Origin of the sequence: Kitasatospora sp. NPDC059646 (assembly GCF_042734615.1) — a bacterium.
Lineage (GTDB): Bacteria > Actinomycetota > Actinomycetes > Streptomycetales > Streptomycetaceae > Kitasatospora.
This window is the reverse complement of the sequence record NZ_JBHWDS010000003.1, coordinates 93,176-109,858: the sequence shown is the minus strand read 5'-3', so window position 1 is coordinate 109,858 and position 16,683 is coordinate 93,176. Positions and strand designations below refer to the sequence as shown.

Annotated in this window: 18 protein-coding genes; 7 read left to right on the top strand and 11 right to left on the bottom strand. The window is 72.7% G+C overall.

Annotated elements, in window-relative coordinates; genetic code table 11:
• Positions 1–13: 13 nt before the first annotated feature.
• From ACFV1L_RS03010 to clpS, 3 genes are all read right to left on the bottom strand, one after another.
• Entirely contained in the window at positions 14–1,453 is a 1,440-nt protein-coding gene (locus tag ACFV1L_RS03010) for an amino acid permease (RefSeq protein ID WP_380362320.1), read from the bottom strand.
• A 159-nt stretch (positions 1,454–1,612) separates the two neighbouring features.
• Complete coding sequence (locus ACFV1L_RS03005; protein ID WP_380362319.1) at positions 1,613–2,188, bottom strand: DUF2017 domain-containing protein; 576 nt, start codon at positions 2,186–2,188, stop codon at positions 1,613–1,615.
• A gap of 42 nt (positions 2,189–2,230) precedes the next feature.
• The gene (gene clpS / locus ACFV1L_RS03000) at positions 2,231–2,524 is read right to left on the bottom strand and encodes an ATP-dependent Clp protease adapter ClpS (protein WP_380362317.1); all 294 of its coding nucleotides are present in this window, start codon (positions 2,522–2,524) and stop codon (positions 2,231–2,233) included.
• Between the two features lie 144 nt (positions 2,525–2,668).
• Between clpS and ACFV1L_RS02995 the strand changes: the two genes are divergently transcribed.
• Both ACFV1L_RS02995 and ACFV1L_RS02990 read left to right on the top strand, forming a co-directional pair.
• Entirely contained in the window at positions 2,669–3,982 is a 1,314-nt protein-coding gene (locus tag ACFV1L_RS02995; RefSeq protein WP_380362315.1) for a nicotinate phosphoribosyltransferase, read from the top strand.
• Between the two features lie 144 nt (positions 3,983–4,126).
• Positions 4,127–4,717, top strand: coding sequence for an isochorismatase family protein (locus ACFV1L_RS02990; protein ID WP_380362314.1), 591 nt, complete (start codon positions 4,127–4,129; stop codon positions 4,715–4,717).
• A gap of 106 nt (positions 4,718–4,823) precedes the next feature.
• Here the strand turns inward: ACFV1L_RS02990 and ACFV1L_RS02985 are convergent, their stop codons facing one another.
• The gene (locus ACFV1L_RS02985; RefSeq protein WP_380362313.1) at positions 4,824–5,849 is read right to left on the bottom strand and encodes a type IV toxin-antitoxin system AbiEi family antitoxin domain-containing protein; all 1,026 of its coding nucleotides are present in this window, start codon (positions 5,847–5,849) and stop codon (positions 4,824–4,826) included.
• A 317-nt stretch (positions 5,850–6,166) separates the two neighbouring features.
• Between ACFV1L_RS02985 and ACFV1L_RS02980 the strand changes: the two genes are divergently transcribed.
• Positions 6,167–6,826 (top strand): hypothetical protein, encoded by a 660-nt coding sequence (locus ACFV1L_RS02980; RefSeq protein WP_380362312.1) that lies wholly within the window; start codon positions 6,167–6,169, stop codon positions 6,824–6,826.
• 61 nt (positions 6,827–6,887) lie between these two features.
• Here ACFV1L_RS02980 and ACFV1L_RS02975 read toward each other — a convergent pair whose 3' ends face one another.
• Positions 6,888–7,844, bottom strand: coding sequence for a cation diffusion facilitator family transporter (locus ACFV1L_RS02975; RefSeq protein ID WP_380362511.1), 957 nt, complete (start codon positions 7,842–7,844; stop codon positions 6,888–6,890).
• A gap of 3 nt (positions 7,845–7,847) precedes the next feature.
• On the opposite strand from ACFV1L_RS02975, the gene ACFV1L_RS02970 reads away from it, so the two are divergent.
• From ACFV1L_RS02970 to ACFV1L_RS02960, 3 genes are all read left to right on the top strand, one after another.
• Positions 7,848–8,294: a hypothetical protein gene (locus ACFV1L_RS02970; RefSeq protein ID WP_380362520.1), complete on the top strand. Its 447-nt coding sequence runs from the start codon at positions 7,848–7,850 to the stop codon at positions 8,292–8,294.
• 249 nt (positions 8,295–8,543) lie between these two features.
• On the top strand, positions 8,544–8,930 hold the full coding sequence (locus ACFV1L_RS02965; protein WP_380362311.1) for a hypothetical protein: 387 nt from the start codon (positions 8,544–8,546) through the stop codon (positions 8,928–8,930).
• Between the two features lie 313 nt (positions 8,931–9,243).
• On the top strand, positions 9,244–10,356 hold the full coding sequence (locus ACFV1L_RS02960; protein ID WP_380362309.1) for a DUF2332 domain-containing protein: 1,113 nt from the start codon (positions 9,244–9,246) through the stop codon (positions 10,354–10,356).
• Positions 10,357–10,363: 7 nt separating this feature from the next.
• Here the strand turns inward: ACFV1L_RS02960 and ACFV1L_RS02955 are convergent, their stop codons facing one another.
• Positions 10,364–10,903 carry a DinB family protein gene (locus ACFV1L_RS02955; RefSeq protein ID WP_380362308.1) on the bottom strand — a complete coding sequence of 180 codons (540 nt, stop codon included), beginning with the start codon at positions 10,901–10,903 and terminating at the stop codon, positions 10,364–10,366.
• A gap of 260 nt (positions 10,904–11,163) precedes the next feature.
• On the opposite strand from ACFV1L_RS02955, the gene ACFV1L_RS02950 reads away from it, so the two are divergent.
• Complete coding sequence (locus tag ACFV1L_RS02950) at positions 11,164–12,120, top strand: lytic transglycosylase domain-containing protein (protein ID WP_380362307.1); 957 nt, start codon at positions 11,164–11,166, stop codon at positions 12,118–12,120.
• 138 nt (positions 12,121–12,258) lie between these two features.
• Here ACFV1L_RS02950 and ACFV1L_RS02945 read toward each other — a convergent pair whose 3' ends face one another.
• From ACFV1L_RS02945 to ACFV1L_RS02925, 5 genes are all read right to left on the bottom strand, one after another.
• A complete protein-coding gene (locus ACFV1L_RS02945) occupies positions 12,259–12,738 on the bottom strand; it encodes an HIT family protein (RefSeq protein ID WP_380362305.1) in 480 nt (159 codons plus the stop codon).
• A 28-nt stretch (positions 12,739–12,766) separates the two neighbouring features.
• Positions 12,767–12,961, bottom strand: a complete 195-nt coding sequence (locus tag ACFV1L_RS02940; RefSeq protein ID WP_380362304.1) for a hypothetical protein — start codon at positions 12,959–12,961, stop codon at positions 12,767–12,769.
• A 177-nt stretch (positions 12,962–13,138) separates the two neighbouring features.
• On the bottom strand, positions 13,139–14,536 hold the full coding sequence (locus ACFV1L_RS02935) for a S8 family serine peptidase (protein ID WP_380362302.1): 1,398 nt from the start codon (positions 14,534–14,536) through the stop codon (positions 13,139–13,141).
• Between the two features lie 92 nt (positions 14,537–14,628).
• A complete protein-coding gene (locus ACFV1L_RS02930; protein WP_380362300.1) occupies positions 14,629–16,059 on the bottom strand; it encodes a WXG100 family type VII secretion target in 1,431 nt (476 codons plus the stop codon).
• 64 nt (positions 16,060–16,123) lie between these two features.
• Positions 16,124–16,582, bottom strand: a complete 459-nt coding sequence (locus ACFV1L_RS02925) for a hypothetical protein (RefSeq protein WP_380362298.1) — start codon at positions 16,580–16,582, stop codon at positions 16,124–16,126.
• Between the last annotated feature and the right edge of the window lie 101 nt (positions 16,583–16,683).

The window sequence follows — 16,683 nt, the reverse complement described above, 5'->3', positions numbered from 1 at the left end:
GGATAGCGAGGCCTCATTCGCCGCTTCCGGCGTGCAGGTGCCCGTGCGGATCGCCGTGCACGGCGGCCGGGTTGCGGCGGCCGAGCACCCGGAAGCCGACGACCAGCAGCAGCGCCCAGCCGGGGAAGACGTACAGCGAGATCCGGGCGGTGGGGTCGAGGGCGATCAGCACCGCGACCATCACCAGGAAGCCCAGCGCCACCCAGCGGCTCCAACTGCCGCCGGGCGCGCGGAAGGTCGGCGCGGGCAGCCGGCCGGCCCTCCAAGCCCTGCGGTAGCGGAGCTGGCTGGCCAGGATGACCCCCCAGGTCCACAGGCCGCAGACCGTGGCGACCGAGGTGATGTACTCGAACGCCCGCTCCGGGACGAGGTAGTTGAGCACCACGCCGACGCCCATCAGCAGGCAGGAGACGGTGATCGCGGCGGCCGGGGTGCGGCTGGCGGTGAGCCGGGTGAGCCGCCGGGGGGCCTCCTGGCGCAGGGCCAGGTCGCGCAGCATCCGGCCGGTGGAGTACATCCCGGAGTTGCAGGAGGACAGTGCGGCGGTGAGCACCACGAAGTTGATGATGCCGGCCGCCGCGGGGATGCCGATCTTGCCGAACGCGGCGACGAACGGGCTGACCCCCGGCTCGAACTCGGACCACGGCACCAGCGACAGGATGATCAGCAGGGCGCCGACGTAGAACAGCGCGATCCGGGCCGGCAGCGTGTTGATCGCCCGCGGCAGGGTCCTCTCCGGGTTCTCGCTCTCGCCCGCGGTGACACCGACCAGCTCCACGCCCAGGTAGGCGAACATGACGATCTGCAGGGACATCACGGCGGCGCCGACGCCCTTGGGGAAGAAGCCGCCGTCCTTCCACAGGTGGGTGATCGAGGCGGTGTCGCCGGCCGCGGAGAAGCCGAAGACGAGCACGCCGACGCCGATCAGGATCATGCCGACGATCGCGGTGACCTTGACCATGGAGAACCAGAACTCGATCTCGCCGAACAGCTTCACCGAGATCAGGTTGGCGGCGTACAGCAGCAGCAGGAACACCAGCGCCGTCCCCCACTGCGGGACGCCCGGTTCCCAGAACCGCACGTAGACGGCGGCGGCGGTGGTCTCGGCCATGCCGGTGACCACCCAGAACAGCCAGTACGTCCAGCCGGTGACGAAGCCGGCGAACGGGCCGAGGAACTCCCGGGCGTACTCGGCGAAGCTGCCCGACACCGGGCGGTAGGTGAGCAGTTCGCCGAGCGCCCGCATGATCACGAAGATCACCACGCCGGCCACCGCGTAGGCGAGCAGCAGGCTGGGGCCGGCCTTGGAGATGGCGGTGCCGGCGCCGAGGAACAGGCCGGTGCCGATCGCACCGCCGATCGCGATCATCTGGATCTGCCGACCGCCCAGGCCGCGCTGGTAGCCCTCCTCGTCGGGGACGGGGTCGGTCGCCTCGTTCGTCTCCTGCGTCATCCGCCCGCCCTCGCCTCACGATCCGCGCCGACCGGTCGGCCGGCCCGCCCCGTCTTCCCTCGGAAGCAGCAGTGAATCATGGGAAAGCCCCGGAACCACGTGATTCCGGGGCTTTCACAGAACAATCGGACAATACGAGCGAATGGTGGGCCGGACGGCTCAGCCGATCATCGCCTCCAGCAGGCTCTCCTGCATCGCGCCGAGCCACAGGTAGGCGATCACCAGCGGCTTGCGCGGGTCGTCCTCCGGCAGCCCGTACAGGCCGTCCTCGTCGTCCTCGCCGACCTCCAGCCGGGAGCCCAGGGTCAGCCGCAGGTCGTTCAGCGCGCCCAGCCAGCGCGGGCAGTCCCCGGCGCCGACCGCGACCACGCCGCCCTCGCCGCCGAGGCCGTCCAGCGCCCGGACCACCGCCAGCGCGTCCTCGCGCTTGCGGGCCCGCAGGTCCAGCTCGGTGTAGCGGCGGAACTCGGACGCCATCTCGGCGGCCTCCGGGTCCTCGGGCGCGCCCGGGCCGCCGTACGCGTCGGGGAACAGCCGCAGCAGCGCCGGGTCCTCGGGCGGGCGGCTCGGGCCCTCGGCGAACAGCGCCGCCAGCGGGTCGTCGCTCTCCCCGCCGGGCGGCGGGCCGATCAGCTCCAGCATCTGCACTTCCAGCGAGCGCAGGATGGAAGCCTCGAACTCGTCCAGCGGGATCGCCGCGCCGCCGTCCGCGGCGCTCTCGAACAAACCGGCCATGTGTTTCGGATCAGTCCCTCGTGGGTGGTGGGTGACGGGCCGTCAGTCGTGCTGCAGGGTGGCCCACAGGCCGTAGCCGTGCATCGCCTGCACGTCGCGCTCCATCTCCTCGCGGGTTCCGCTGGAGACCACCGCCCGCCCCTTGGTGTGCACGTCCATCATGAGCCGGTGCGCCTTGTCCTTCGGGTACCCGAAGTAGCTCTGGAACACGTACTGCACGTAGGTCATCAGGTTGACCGGGTCGTTGTGGACGATGGTCACCCAGGGAGTGTCCGGCTCCGTGACCGGAACCCCCTCCACCTCCGGGCGCTCGATCTCCACCGGCGCGACACTCACAGTCCGTCTCTCCTCGTCGACCTCGATCTTTCCCCCGCGGTCCATGCTTCCATCCGAGGGACCGCGGAGCGAATCAGGGTCGCCCGACACGAACCCCCGAGGGAAATCGTCAATCTGACGCTAAGGGGTAGTAGCATCAATCCCATGGACGCCATCACCGCGCACCGCAGCTCCGCGCTGCTCACCGACCGCTACGAGCTGACCATGCTGCAGGCCGCGCTGCGCAGCGGCGCCGCACACCGCCGCTCGGTCTTCGAGGTGTTCACCCGCCGCCTGCCCAACGGCCGCCGCTACGGCGTGCTGGCCGGCACCGGCCGGGTGCTGGACGCCATCGAGAACTTCCGCTTCACCACCCCGCAACTCGACTGGCTGGCCGACCAGCAGGTGGTCGACGACGACACCCTGCGCTACCTCGCCGACTACCGCTTCACCGGCGACGTCCACGGCTACCCCGAGGGCGAGGTCTACTTCCCCGGCTCGCCGCTGCTGACCGTCGAGGGCACCTTCGCCGAGGCGGTGATCCTGGAGACGGTGATCCTCTCGATCCTCAACTTCGACTCGGCGATCGCCGCCGCGGCCTCCCGGATGACCGCCGCCGCCGGCGACCGCCCGGTGATCGAGATGGGCGCCCGGCGCGCCCACGAGCAGGCCGCCGTCGCCGCCGCCCGGGCCGCCTACCTGGCCGGCTTCGCCGCCACCTCCGACCTGGAGGCCGGCTTCACGTACGGCATCCCGACCACCGGCACCGCCGCGCACGCCTTCACCCTGCTGCACGACAGCGAGAAGGACGCCTTCACCGCGCAGGTCGAGTCGATGGGCCGCGCCACCACCCTGCTGGTCGACACCTACGACCTCGCCGAAGCGGTCCGCACCGCCGTCGAGGTGGCCGGGCCGGACCTCGGCGCCGTCCGGATCGACTCGGGCGACCTGACGCTGCTCGCCCACCGGGTCCGCCGCCAGCTCGACGAGCTCGGCGCCACCGGCACGAAGATCATCGTCACCTCCGACCTCGACGAGTACGCCATCGCCGCGCTCGCCGCGGCCCCCGTGGACGGCTACGGCGTCGGCACCAGCCTGGTCACCGGCAGCGGCCACCCGACCTGCGCGATGGTCTACAAGCTGGTCGCCCGCGAGTCCTCGCCCGGCGGCGAGCTCGTCCCGGTCGCCAAGCGCTCGGCCGGCGGCAAGACCAGCGTCGGCGGCCGCAAGTGGGCCGCCCGCCGTCCCGACGCCGACGGCGTCGCCGAGACCGAGGTGGTCGGCACCGGCCCGGTGCCCGCCGAACTGGAGCCGCACCTGCTGCACGTGCCGCTGATCACCGCCGGCGAGGTGGTCGGCCGCGAACCGCTGGACGCCGCCCGCGAGCGCCACCGCCGGGCCCGCGCCACGCTGCCGCTGTCCGCCACCCAGCTGTCGCGCGGCGAGCCGGTGATCGGCACCGAGCGGCACACCGGCTGAACCCTTCCCCAGCCGCCCGGCACTGCCTAGAGTGCCAACCGCCGTACCGTCCGGGCCCGCCCCGGACCCCCTGCCCCGACACACCTGCGCGGCCACCGAGACCCCCGGGCTTTGGACCGCACCACCCAACGAGAGAAGCCAGCCATGCACCGGGCCCTGATCGTCGTCGACGTGCAGAACGACTTCTGCGAAGGCGGCAGCCTTCCCGTCGCCGGCGGGGCCGAGGTCGCGGCCGCGATCACCGACCTGATCGCCGACGCCTCCCCCGGCTACGCCCACATCGTCGCCACCCGCGACCACCACATCGACCCCGGGGCGCACTTCGCCGCCGAACCGGACTACGTCCACTCCTGGCCCGCGCACTGCGTGGCCGGCACCGAAGGCGTGGGCTTCCACCCCAACTTCGCGCCCTCGGTGACCTCCGGAGCGGTCGAGGCGGTCTTCTCCAAGGGCGCCCACGCCGCCGCCTACAGCGGCTTCGAGGGCCTCGACGAGCACGGCGGAACCCTCGCCGACTGGCTGAACGAGCGCGGCGTCACCGACGTCGACGTGGTCGGCATCGCCACCGACCACTGCGTCCGCGCCACCGCCCTGGACGCCGCCCGGGAGGGCTTCGCCACCCGCGTCCTGCTCGACCTGACGGCCGGCGTCGCGCCCGCCACCACCGACGCCGCACTCGCCGAACTGCGCGCCGCCGGAGTCGAGTTGACCGGGACGCCGGTGGTCCGCGGCTGACCGGGGCGCCGAGCGGGCGGGTGCCGCGGGACGGCGGTGCGCGACCGAGCGGGTGTGGCAGTGCGCGGCCGGCCCCGGCCCCTGCCGTCGACCGGCCGGCCGGCGCTCAGCGTTCGGTGACCACCAGCTCCACCACGTCCTCGCCGCCGAGCCCGTACGCCTCGGCCAACTCGCCGCCGACCGCGTCCCGTTCGGCGGCGAGGCGGGCCGAGCCGACGTACACCACCCGCACCCCCAGGTACTCCATCCGGTGCTGGCCGGCCCGCATCCAGGCCGCCTCGCCCTCGCTGACGCAGCGCAGCTCGGAGTCGACCTCCACCGCCACCGCCGCCTCCGGCCAGTACAGGTCCGGCACCGCGACGTAGGTGCCGCCGCGCATCCGCAGTTCCGCGCCGGGGAGCGGCAGCGGCAGCCCCTGCTCGACGGCCAGCTCCATCAGCGAGGCGAGCGCCGACTCCCTCTGCGCGGCCAGCAGTTCGTCCACCGCCGCGCGCACCTGCGGCTCCGCGAGCAGCTGCGCGTCGGCCAGTTCGGCCAGCAGCTCGGCCGCCCCGCAGCCGCCCTCCCGCGCCAGCGCCTCGCGCAGCACCGCCCGCAGCAGCCCCGGGGCGGCCCGGCCGCCCTCGAACGCCCCCGGCTCGGACCACTCGCGGATCGCGTCCGCCACCGCCCTGGCCACCGGCGCGCAGGCCAGCCCGTGCACCGTCCGGGCCTCCAACTCCCGTTCGGTGCGCCGGATCCGGACCTGGCCGGCGTCCCGCAGCCGGCGCTGCCGGGGCACCAGCACGTCCACCCCGAGCACCGCCGGCAGCCGCGGCACCGACACGAACCCGTACAGTGCCAGTGCCGCCGCGCCGGTGATCACCGCGCGCTCCCGACCGCCCTCGGCCCGGCCGCTCTGCGCCGCGTAGAGCAGCGCCGCCCACATCCGCTGCTCCGGGGTCGGCGGCCCCTCCTGCAGCAGGTACACCCTCGGCAGCAGCCGCTGCCACGGACCGCCCCGCCGGCAGTGTTCGCTCACCAGCCGGGCGGGCACGCCCCGGGCCCGCAATTGACTCGCCGTCACCACATTCTGCTGGCGCCTGGCGAGCTCTTCGAGAGAGACGGGCTGCTGCGGAATCCGGTAGCTCATGTCGACCACACTCCCCCGTGCCTCCGACACCCGGGGCCGGACCTGACGACCTGTTACCCAACCGTCGTCAAACCGGGACTGCTCCGCACTAAAGTCCTCATACCCTCACCCATTCGGCGGATCGGACGTTCGATCCGTTGCCGGATTAGAGCGGACTTACCACCTACAATCCGATTTTCATTGGATCGACACAGCATCGCGATCGCGCCGGACCCGGCCCGCCCACCTGCGCGATCTGACCGACCGTGATCGATCCCACACGCAGCGGCACGCCCGGAGGCGTCGGCGGCCGTTCCGAATTGCCTACCATCAGGCACATGTCCCGCGACGAGTCATCCGCCCAGCGCGCTGCCAGACTGCGCCTCGGCCGCCTGCCCGGCTACGTCCGCCAACCCGATCCCGCCCGCCGCGGCGGAGAGGACGGACGTGCGTACAAGAAGGGCTGGGAAGTCCGTTTCACGGCACGCAGCGAAGAGGAGATAACCGAGATCCGCGAGTTGGTCACGGCCGCCGGGTTCGCCCCCGCGCGGCCGTTCTTCAAGGGCCACCAGCTGATCCAGCCGGTGTACGGGATCGCGGCGGTGCAGGCCTACCTGGCCGCCCGCGAGGCCGCCGAGGAGACCGGCCGGATCCGCCGCACCGCCGCCGGCATCCCCGAGCAACTGCGGCGCGAGCCCGACAGCGTGGCCGCCGCCGCCCGGGCCGCGGAGGCGGCTGCCGCCGAGGCCGCGACGGAGGCTGCGGCGGCGGCGGCCGTCCCGGCGGGCCGGGACGGCGCGGCGCGCGGCACGGAGAGCGGCGCCGCGCCGGGCGCGGATCGGGTTGCGGGGGGCGGCGCGACGGCCGGTCCGGCGACCGATGCGGAGGCCGGTGTCCAGAGCGGCGTGCAGGCCGGCGCACGGACCGGCCTGCGGGTCGGGGGCGCGAGGGCCGTTCTGCGGGCCGTTCGGAAGGCGGGCGGCCCCGAGGGTCACTGACCGCCCCGCAAGGTCGCCAGGGAGCCCTCCAGGGCTCCCTGGGACGGTTTCTGACGGAACGTCAGGAGCCGGGGGCCGTAGAGAATCCGGCCGGGGTCCCGGTCGGAGCGTGGTCGATGTGCACGGTGGCCGCCAGCAGTCGGGGGACGGCGCGGATCAGCGCCCGCTCGGCGGCCACCGCGACCTGGTGGCCGGCCACCACCGTCAGGGTGCGGTCCACCACCACGTCCGCCTCGGCCCGCAGCGCGTGGCCGATCCAGCGCATCCGCACCGCGCCGACCCCGCGCACCCCCTCCACCGCGGCCAGCTCCCGCTCCGCCGCGTCCACCAGGGCCGGGTCGACGGCGTCCATCAGCCGTCGGCCCACCTCACGCACGGCGCCCCGCAGCACCATCAGGATCGCCACCGTGATCAGCAGCCCCACCACCGGATCGGCCGACCGCCAGCCCAGCGCGCTGCCGCCTGCACCGAGCAGCACCGCCAGCGAGGTCAACCCGTCGGTGCGGGCGTGCAGTCCGTCCGCGACCAGTGCCGCCGAACCGATCCGCCGCCCGGTCGTGATCCGGTAACGGGCCACCCACTCGTTGCCGACGCACCCCGCGACGGCCGCCACCGCCACCGCCCACAGGTGTCCCACCGGCTGCGGGTGCAGCAGCCGCTCCACCGCCGTCCAGCCGGCGACCAGCGAGGACGCCGCCACCGCCAGCACCACCGCGACGCCCGCCAGGTCCTCCGCCCGCCCGTACCCGTACGTGTAACTGCGGTTCGCCGCCCGCCTTCCGAGCAGGAACGCCACGCCCAGCGGGACGGCGGTCAGCGCGTCGGCGGCGTTGTGCACGGTGTCGCCGAGCAGCGCGACCGAGCCCGACAGCACCGCGATCACCGCCTGCACCGCAGCCGTCAGGCCGAGCACCGCCAGCGAGACCCACAGCGTGCGCAGACCTTCGGCGGACGACTCCAGCGCTGCGTCCACCCGGTCCACCGCGTCGTGCGAGTGCGGGCGCAGCAGGTGGGCCAGGCGGTGGCCGGGACCGTGCCGGTGCGGGTGGTCGTGCGGATGCGGGTGGTCGTGCTCGGGCGCGTTGCGGTGCGCGTCCGCGTGGTGGTGCGGATCCGCGTCGCGGTGCGCGTCCGCGTGCTCCGGTGCGTCGTGGTGCGCGTGGTGCGCGTGGTGGTGCGACCGGTCGTGCGCGTGTTCGTGGTCGTGGCCCTCTTCGTGCCCGTGTTCGTGCACGTGCGGGTGGTGGTGCGGACCGCCGGAGCGGTCCGGGTGGGCGCCGTGGCCCGTGTCCGCGTGTCGGTGTGCGTGTTCTTGGGGGTGCTGCCGGTTCGATGTGTGATGGTGGTCATGCCTGTGGTCCGGGTTTCGCCCGTGAAGGTGAGCCCCGTTGCCGTGTCCGCGTTCACCCATGAGGCCTACAGTGGCACACCAACTGCCTTGCAGCCACTGCCGATCTACCATCCCTGACCAGGTGCGATGCGCTCGCAGCTGCGTCCGGCGGGCGGCGGTTGCTGACGATGCGTCACACAACACCCGGAAACGGGTCCAGCCCCGGGCATCTCAGCAGACTTGTCACCCACAGCACCTGCCCGAGGGCCTAGAGTGAGCGCTGACGCTCCCCGTCCGGACCCAGATCGAGAGGCAGCTGATGTGACCGACCGTCATATCCCGGCCGCGGACTCGGCATTCGCCGGACGGTCCGACGAACTTCCCCGCGTGTCCGTCGAGTTCGCCGCCTTCTGCGAGCTGCACGAGCCGCGGTACCGGAGCTACGCCCGGGTCTGGTTCCAGGAACCCGGCGCTGCCCACCGGGTGGTCCGGCTCGCCCTGCGCGCGCTGGCCGAGGTCTGGCCGGCCGTGCTGGAGAGCCCCAACCCGGCCGCCGCGGCCTGGCAGATCCTGCGCGACACCGTCACCGAGCAGCACGCACTGGCCGGTGCCGAACGGCTGCGCCCGAACGTCGACGCCGACGAGGACCTGGCGATCCTGCACTACGTGGTCGGCCTGGCCACGCCGGAGATCGCCGACGTGGTGGGCGTCGACACCGCGAACATCACCAGCCAGCTCCGGCAGACCGACCGGCGGCGCGCCACCGACTGGTGACCGGGCCGTGGCTGGTGAACGGCACTGGGGCCGCCCCGACCACGGCCTCGGGTCGAAGGGCGGATGGGCTGCGCGGGTCGGAGGCGGGCCGTCCGGGGTCCGGTGCGGGTCGCAGGTGGGCGCGCGGCGTGGACTGTGCGCCCCCGTGTCGACGCGACTGCCCCGCGCGTGCTCCCGTGCGCGGTTCTTCGGGGCGGCCGAGCCGGTCGCATCCGCACCACCCGTGAGCGAGATCACCGCCGGAGCCGCTACCGAACGCCGCCCCTCAGGCGAAGGATGACGTTCTGTCGCCCCAGGACGGAGGAGTTCCCGGATGCCCATCGACCACGCCGTGGCCATGTTCCGGCACCAGGCCGAGGCCTGCGCGGAGCTCGGCTCCCCGCTGTCCGCCGCCCTGCTGCGCCGGGCCGCCGAGGACCTGGCCGCGGGCGGGCCGTGCGCCGCGGCGATCGCCGGCCACGAGGACGCCCCCGGGCCGTCGGCCGTCGCGCTGCGCCTGCTCGGCGCCGTCCACGCCCTGGTGATCTCCGGCCGCGCGCCCGCGCTCGCCGCCCACTACCCGAGCGCCGGCGGCACCTTCGACCCTGCCGATCCGGACGCGCCCTGGCCGGCGTTCCGCGCCACCGTCGCCGACCAGCTGCCGTGGATCCGCGAGTGGCTCACCCGGCCGCCGCAGACCAACGAGGTCGGCCGCGCCAACCTGCTGCTCACCGGCCTGACTTGGGCACAGCACCGGCTCGCCGAGAACGCCGGCGACGGCGCACAGCCGCCGGTGCGGCTGTTCGAGCTCGGATCCAGCGCGGGCCTCAACCTCCTGGCGGAGCAGTTCCGTTGCGTCTCCCCCGGGTTCGCGTACGGTCCGGCGGACTCGCCGGTGGTGCTCGCCGACGCCTGGCGGGGCGAGCCGCCCGCCTGGCTGCGGGACGCGCCGCTCCAGCACGTGGTGGAGCGGCGCGGCTGCGACCCCGCGCCGATCGACCCGCGGTCCGCCGACGGTGCGCTCGCCCTGCGCGCCTACCTCTGGGCGGACCAGCTCCCGCGCGTGGAACGCCTGAACGGCGCCCTCGCCCTCGCCGCCCGGCTGCCCGCCCCCGTCGAGCCGGTCGGTGCGGCGGAGTTCCTGCGCGGCGTCCGGGTCGCCGACGGGGCGCTCACCGTCGTCTGGCACTCGATCATGCGCCAGTACGTCCCCGCCGGGGAATGGCGGTCCGTGGAAGCCGAGTTGGACCGCCTGGCGGCCGAGTCCGGTCCGTCCGCGCCGTTCGTCCACCTCGCCCTGGAGCCGCGCCGGGTCGGTGCCGGGCACCGCTTCCTGCTCACCGCACGGCTCGGCAGCGGGCCCACCGCCGTCCTCGCCGAGGCGATGCCGCACGGCCTCCCGGCGTGGACGCTGGAGCAGGACGACCCCGCACTCGCCCTGACCTGATGGGTCGTCAGCTGCTCTCGTGCTGCCGACCGGTGACGTCGTACCGGTGGTGCACCGGGTCGTGGATCAGGTAGCGGGCGAAGGACTCCACGGTGAACCGGGCGCCGTCGCTGCGCAGTCCGGTGCGGCTGCGGGCGGCGTCCGGCACCGCCTCGAACGAGCACGCCAACTGCTCGGCACCGGCAGCGAGTTCCGCCGAGACGACGGCCGGATCCTGCTCGTCGTAGCGGTCCTCGACGGCGGTCGCGTCCTGGTCCCAGTTCGCGAACAGCGGGTCGTCCTCGGTCAGCATCAGCCGCAGTCGAACGTCGAACAGCCGGAACACGTCCCGGACGTGGCAGGCGTACTCCAGCACCGACCACACCTCGGGCCGCGGACGCTCGCGGAGCGCCGCCGGGTCACCGGCCAGCAGCTCCACCCAGGCCTCGGCGTTCGCCCGGATCATGCCCGGGACCTGCGCGAAACCGACGGCGGGGGTGTCCAGACCGCACTCGGTGCAGGGGCGCTCGAGCACCCAGGTCCAGTCCTTGGTGTCAGGGATCATCATGCGGCCCAGCATCGCCCGCGCCGCCCCCGGCCGAACAGGGGCAGCACCGCCAGCGGCCGTCGAGATCCCGCCACTGCCCGCCACCGCCCGCCACCGCCCGCCACCGCCCGCGGCCGCCCGCGGCCGAACACCCGCAGCCGACGGCCGCAGCCGACGGCCCGCCGCCCGCACGGCTTCGGCGGGGGCGTAGCATGCGTCCCGACTCGCGGGCCGGTCGCCTTGCGCGGACCGGGTCGCTCGTACACATACGGGGGGATTTGATGACTGTTCGCACTCCGCTGCGCGCCGCACTCTGCCTACTGTCGGCCGCCGCCGTCCTGGCCCCGGTCGCCGGCTGCGCCAAGAAGTCCACGTCGGCGGGCGGCCACCGCACCGACACCACCGCCACGGCCGAGCCCTCGACCGGCCCGACGGCCGCCGCCTCGCCGTCCGGGTCGGCCCCCGCGTCCGCCGCGCCGTCGGCCTCGGCCTCACCCAGCGCCTCGGCCACCTCGAAGCCCTCGCGCAGCGCCACCCCCACCCGCACCGCGAGCCGTCCGCCGTCCGCGGCCCCCGCCCCCGTCGCCAAGGCCGGACCGGTCGCGCCCCCGCCGCCGGCCGTCCCGCCGCACACCCCGCCGTTGCAGAGTTCCTGCAAGCCGTCCTACACCGGTACCAACGAGCCCAAGTCCGCCGTCGGCGACGCGCTCACCGCCGCCGCGGCCAAGTCCCGTACCTTCACGCTCGGTTCGCCGTCCGGCGGCCGCACCACCGACACCCTCCCGCCGCTGCCGACCGCCCTGGTCAAGGCGATCGCCTGGCAGGAGAGCGGCTGGCAGTCGGCGATCCTCGCCTGCGACGGCGGCATCGGCACCATGCAGGTCATGCCCGGCACCGTCGCCACCATGAACGCCAAGTACAACAACACCGCCGACCCGCACACCCTCGCCGGCAACGTCCAACTCGGCACCGAGTACCTGGACTGGCTGGTCGCCTACTACGGCGACTCCTGCTTCGGCGGCGACTACGACCTCTCCCCCGACCCGGCCAGCGGCAAGACCCCGCTGCTCGACCTCGTCATCGCCGCCTACAACGCCGGCGCGGGCAACGTCCACTACAACCTCACCACCGACCCCGCCACCGGCGCACAGATCGGCGAATCCGTCATCCCGAACCCGTCGTACGTCGCCAACGTCAAGGCCCTGATGAACAAGGCGCCCTGGACCAGCGCGAGTTGACCTGGTTGGGATGCCCGGTCCCAGGCTGCTGCTGCCGACGCGGGGGCCTCGGCGTGCCGCCGACAGCTCCGCATCGTCGGTGACCGGCCTCAGCACGACGCCACGACGCCGACAGCTCCGCATCGTCGGTGACCGGCCTCAGCGCGTCGTCGCGGGGTCGGTGACGAGGCCGGTCTCCAGCGCGGCGGCGACGCGGAGGCCGATCTCGTCCATCCGGTCCTCCGGCACGGCCCGATCCCCGGCCCGCAACAGGCCGAACACCCGCGGACCGCGCAGCTCCACGTCCAACTCCGCTCCGCGCGGCACCACATGGAAGTGCAGGTGGGCGAACCCCTCCGCCTCCCCGAACTGCGCCACGTACGCCTTCGCGCAGCCCGTCACCGCCTCCACCGCCCGGGCGAGCCGCACCAGCCACCCACCCAGCGACGCCGCCTCGGCAGCGGTCAGCTCCGCCATCGACTCCACGTGCCGCCGGGGCAACAGCACCAGCCACCCCGGCAGCGCGCAGTCCACCGCGTGCACGACCCGCCAGTGCTCGTCCACCACGATCCGCTGATAGCGCGGCAACGCCCCGAACTCCGCTTCGCGCGCACACGAGTAACACTCCGTCAGGCTCATGCCCACGAGCCTAGACGGCCCGGCCCGCCTACCCCGCCTGGTGCACCTCGCACACCGTCTCGGTGGGCACCAGACCCTGGAACACCAGCCCCAAGATCTTCGAACACACCTTCGCCTGCTGCGCGTTCTGCACCCCCTCCGCGGAGGCCACACCCGCCCCCGCGACACCCACCGTCACCGCCGCGACCATCCCCACCACCGCGAGCTTCGTCCACCGCACCACAGCAACCACCTCCGGGCATCCGACAACCGAACTCCCGTCATCTCCTACCCGAGCGCACCCCACCCCGCCGAACACCTACCGCCGTCCGTGAGCGTGTCCCCCACCCGAAAGACGCCAACGGCCCCCTCCCGAACGGTTTCACACCCGTTCGGGAGAGGGCCGTCAACCAGGGCCCACTCAGCGCTGGTAGGGATTCCCCCCACCCGGCGGCTGCTGCGGCGGATACGGCGCCTGCTGCTGCGGATACGGCGGCTGCGCCGGATAACCCTGCTGCCCCGCCTGCTGCCCATAGCCTCCGGGCTGCGGCGGCGGATACCCATAACCCGGCCCACCCCCGGGCCCACCGGACCCGCCCGGCCCCCCAGAGCCACCGCCGTTGCCGTTCTTGGAACGGCGCACAAGCAGCACGATCACCACGATGACGATGAGACCGACGACGGCACCGCCGACCGCCAACAGCATCCCGCTGCTGCCCTTGGAGTCACCACTCGCCTGCGGGGAGGCGGCGTCCCCACCACCCGCGGGGGGCTTCGCGGGGGTGGAGGCACCCGCACTGGGAGCCGCTGACGACGAACCTGCGCGGTGGAGCAGCGGGTTCTCCTTGGGTCCGTTGTCCACCTCGGGGTTGGCGGCCAGAGAGCCGGAGGGGGATGCGATGCCGTAGCCGTACTGATTGTTCGGGAACGTCCCCTTGCCCGGCGGCTTCGCAGCGCTCTTGATCATCCGGTTGATGACCTGTCCCGCCGACAGGTTCGGGTACTTCGACCGCACCAACGCCGCCGTCGCCGAAACGAATGCAGCGGCATCGGATGTGCCGTTCGCTGTGCCGTAGCCCTGCTTCCCGTTCGCCCGGTAGATGTTGGCACCCGGAGCGGCGAGCGTCACCTCGGGGCCTGTGGTCGACTTCGGCCACAGATCGCCGTTCTCCTCGACCGCCGTCGCCACGACCACCCCGGGGAAGGCCGCCGGGTACCTGATCTTCAGACTGGGATCGTTTCCGGAACCCGCGACGAGGACGACATCCTTCTGGACTGCATAGTTGATGGCGTCCTGGTAACCGTCGTCGAACTTGCTGCCGCCAATGAAGGACATGTTGATGACCTTGGCACCATGGTCGACCGCGTAGCGAATCGCCTGGCCGATCTCTGCCTCGCTGCCGGCCTCGAGGTCCAGGCCGGTCGAGACGTGGATCTTCACGGGGAGGATCTTGGCTTTGGGTGCGAGGCCCATGATGCCCGCGTCGTCGCCGTGCCCGCGGCCCGCGATGACGCTGGCCATGCCAGTTCCGTGGCCATCGCTGTCGCTGCGCCCGTCGCCACCAGGATTTGTGAAGTCCGTGCCGGGGAGGACCTGGCCGACCAGGTCGGGGTGCGAGCCGACACCGCTGTCGATGACGGCGACTACCACACCGTCACCCTCGCTTATCGGCCAGACCTTCTCAGCTGCACGGTAGTTCTTCAGCGCCCACTGCCCGTTGCGGATCTCGTCCGCCGCCGCGGGCCCGGCGCCGACACCCCACACCAGGGCTCCCGCAGCGAGCGCGGCCAGACCGCGCACGGATCGGCTGGTCGTCAAGCCTCGTCACCCCACTCGTTGAAGCGGCCGCCCCGCAGACCATCGGATCTGCGGGACGGCCGGTCGTCTTCGACTGTTCTACTGGCCGAACGTCATTCCACCACGTTCGGGTTCACCGGATCGCCGGATGCCCAGGTTTCCTCGTCCTCGACGAGATAGTCCGGGCGGTCCTTGCCCCGCTTCTTGTCCTTCTTGCCGGCCTGGCCGTGCCCGCCCATGCCGCCGCCCTGGCCGGCACCGGCCTGACCCGGGCCGCCGGCCTGGCCGCCCGCGCCGCCCTGGCCGAAGCGGTTGCGGCCGATGCCCGACCCGCCTTCGGTGAACGCACGTCCACCGGAGGTGGAGTGGGTCGCCTCGCCGATCACGCCGCCGGCCTTGCCGGTCAGTCCGCCACCGGAACGCGCGCCGATGCCGCCGGCACCACCCGCACCGCCACCACCAGCAGCGCCTGCGCCAGCACCGCCACCGAGGCCTCCACTGCCTCCCAGGCCTCCAGCGCCGAACGTGCCTGCCTTCGACACGCTGTTGCCACTGAACCCGGCGCGGCTGCCTCCGATACCGGAGCCACCTCCGAGCAGTCCGCCTTCACCGCGGCCGATCAGATTGCCGCCGGTGCCTCCGGCCGGCCCGAGGCCAGTGGTACCGGACGGGCCGTGCACCCCGCCGGTTCCGGCGGTTCCACCGATCGTCCCGGTACCGCCGCGAAGACCACCGTTTCCGCCCTGGATCCCGTCGATGCCAGTCCCCGGGCCCTTCGGCTGCGGGGCCGGGTTGGCGGTTCCGCCCGAGATGCCGGCGTCAGTCGGACGCACGACCACCGGCTGCAACTTCGGGGCCTGGGGCGTACGGCTGCTCACCGGGGCCTGGCCGGAAACACGCGACCCGGAGGAACCCGTCGATCCGCCACTGTTCGGAGCGGCGACTCCAGCTCCGATGCCCATGATCAGCGCACCAAGGGCAGAGGTGCCGCCATTGTCCGGCGGCGGCAACTCCTTCACCTCATCGATGCCACGGTTCGGCGGCGGCTTCAGATAGCTGGTGGTGGCGCGGTAGCTCGCCGCCAGCGTCTGCATCACCGTGACCGCTTCCTGCTTGCGCGAATCCGCGACAGAGGTGCGGGTCTCCTCGTTGTCAATGCCGACGGACTGCTGGGCCGTGTCGCTGATCGCGTCGCCCACCTTGTCCAACAGCCCCGGCTCTTCGGGCATGTCCCGCTTGGCCTTGTCGATGGCCTCGGACATCATCTCCAGCGCGCCCGCAGCGTCATTCGCGTACGCGGCAACGTTGTTGACGTTGTTGGCGAGCGTGGTCATGCGCGAGTAGAACGCGTTACTGGTGTCACCCTGCCAGGAGTCGCTGGCGTCCGCCGCAGCCGTGTTCAGCGCGGTCCGGATCTGCTTGAGGGTGTTCGTGGCGCGACGCCACGGGTCGGCCGCTGCCATGACCGAGCCGGAGTCCATTGACTGGACCATGTCGCGCATCTGGCCATGGCTGTAGGAGTAGAAGTTGGTCATGTCGGTCACGATCGGCTCCCCTCACGCCGGACAGTGCCTCGGCTGTCGCCCTGTTCCCCTGCTTTGACGACGGTCACCACTGGGGCCTCGGTTCCCCGCTGCCAGCCGGCGAGACGTTGCTCGTCGGCGGCTTCGCCTGAGGGGCAGCCGTTGCCGTCCGCGGGTTGGAGGTCCCGGAGGTGGGGCCGACCGTGGACCACCCGTCACTCGCCAGCCTCAGGTGCTTGCTGGCGTCGTGCTCCTGCTCCTCGTAGTTCGTTGCAGTGCGGTCAGCGTTCTGCTGCGCCTCGTCGATCGACTGCTGAATCTGGTCAAGTACCAGCTTCAGCGAATCCCGCATCTCCGCGTACTTCGCATGCAACGCCTCCGCCTCCGGGAACGTGCCGAAGGCCGTTCCCGCCAGGCCGGTCTGGCCGTGGACCTTGGCGCCGCCTGCGCCGTCTTCGAACTCCTTGAGCAGTCCACGGACTTGCGCCGCGAACGCGCGCAGGCTCTCGACCTCTACCTGGTAGCCCTTGCCGCCTGTGCTCATGTTTTCGTACCTCCCCCGTACCTGCTGCCCGCTGGACTGCCCGCTCGACCGCCTGGGGCCCGATGAAAAGTTGGCTCCAACCCATATGTCTAACACATGGA

Bases quoted from the DNA above. Each gene is read 5' to 3' on its own strand.
- ACFV1L_RS02955 (WP_380362308.1), bottom strand. From the start codon at position 10,903: ATGATGATCCCTGACACCAAGGACTGGACCTGGGTGCTCGAGCGCCCC.
- ACFV1L_RS02925 (WP_380362298.1), bottom strand. From the start codon at position 16,582: ATGAGCACAGGCGGCAAGGGCTACCAGGTAGAGGTCGAGAGCCTGCGC.
- ACFV1L_RS03005 (WP_380362319.1), bottom strand. From the start codon at position 2,188: ATGGCCGGTTTGTTCGAGAGCGCCGCGGACGGCGGCGCGGCGATCCCG.
- ACFV1L_RS02980 (WP_380362312.1), top strand. From the start codon at position 6,167: ATGTCCCGCGACGAGTCATCCGCCCAGCGCGCTGCCAGACTGCGCCTC.
- ACFV1L_RS02985 (WP_380362313.1), bottom strand. From the start codon at position 5,849: ATGAGCTACCGGATTCCGCAGCAGCCCGTCTCTCTCGAAGAGCTCGCC.
- ACFV1L_RS03010 (WP_380362320.1), bottom strand. From the start codon at position 1,453: ATGACGCAGGAGACGAACGAGGCGACCGACCCCGTCCCCGACGAGGAG.
- ACFV1L_RS02995 (WP_380362315.1), top strand. From the start codon at position 2,669: ATGGACGCCATCACCGCGCACCGCAGCTCCGCGCTGCTCACCGACCGC.
- ACFV1L_RS02990 (WP_380362314.1), top strand. From the start codon at position 4,127: ATGCACCGGGCCCTGATCGTCGTCGACGTGCAGAACGACTTCTGCGAA.
- ACFV1L_RS02960 (WP_380362309.1), top strand. From the start codon at position 9,244: ATGCCCATCGACCACGCCGTGGCCATGTTCCGGCACCAGGCCGAGGCC.
- ACFV1L_RS02950 (WP_380362307.1), top strand. From the start codon at position 11,164: ATGACTGTTCGCACTCCGCTGCGCGCCGCACTCTGCCTACTGTCGGCC.
- ACFV1L_RS02945 (WP_380362305.1), bottom strand. From the start codon at position 12,738: ATGAGCCTGACGGAGTGTTACTCGTGTGCGCGCGAAGCGGAGTTCGGG.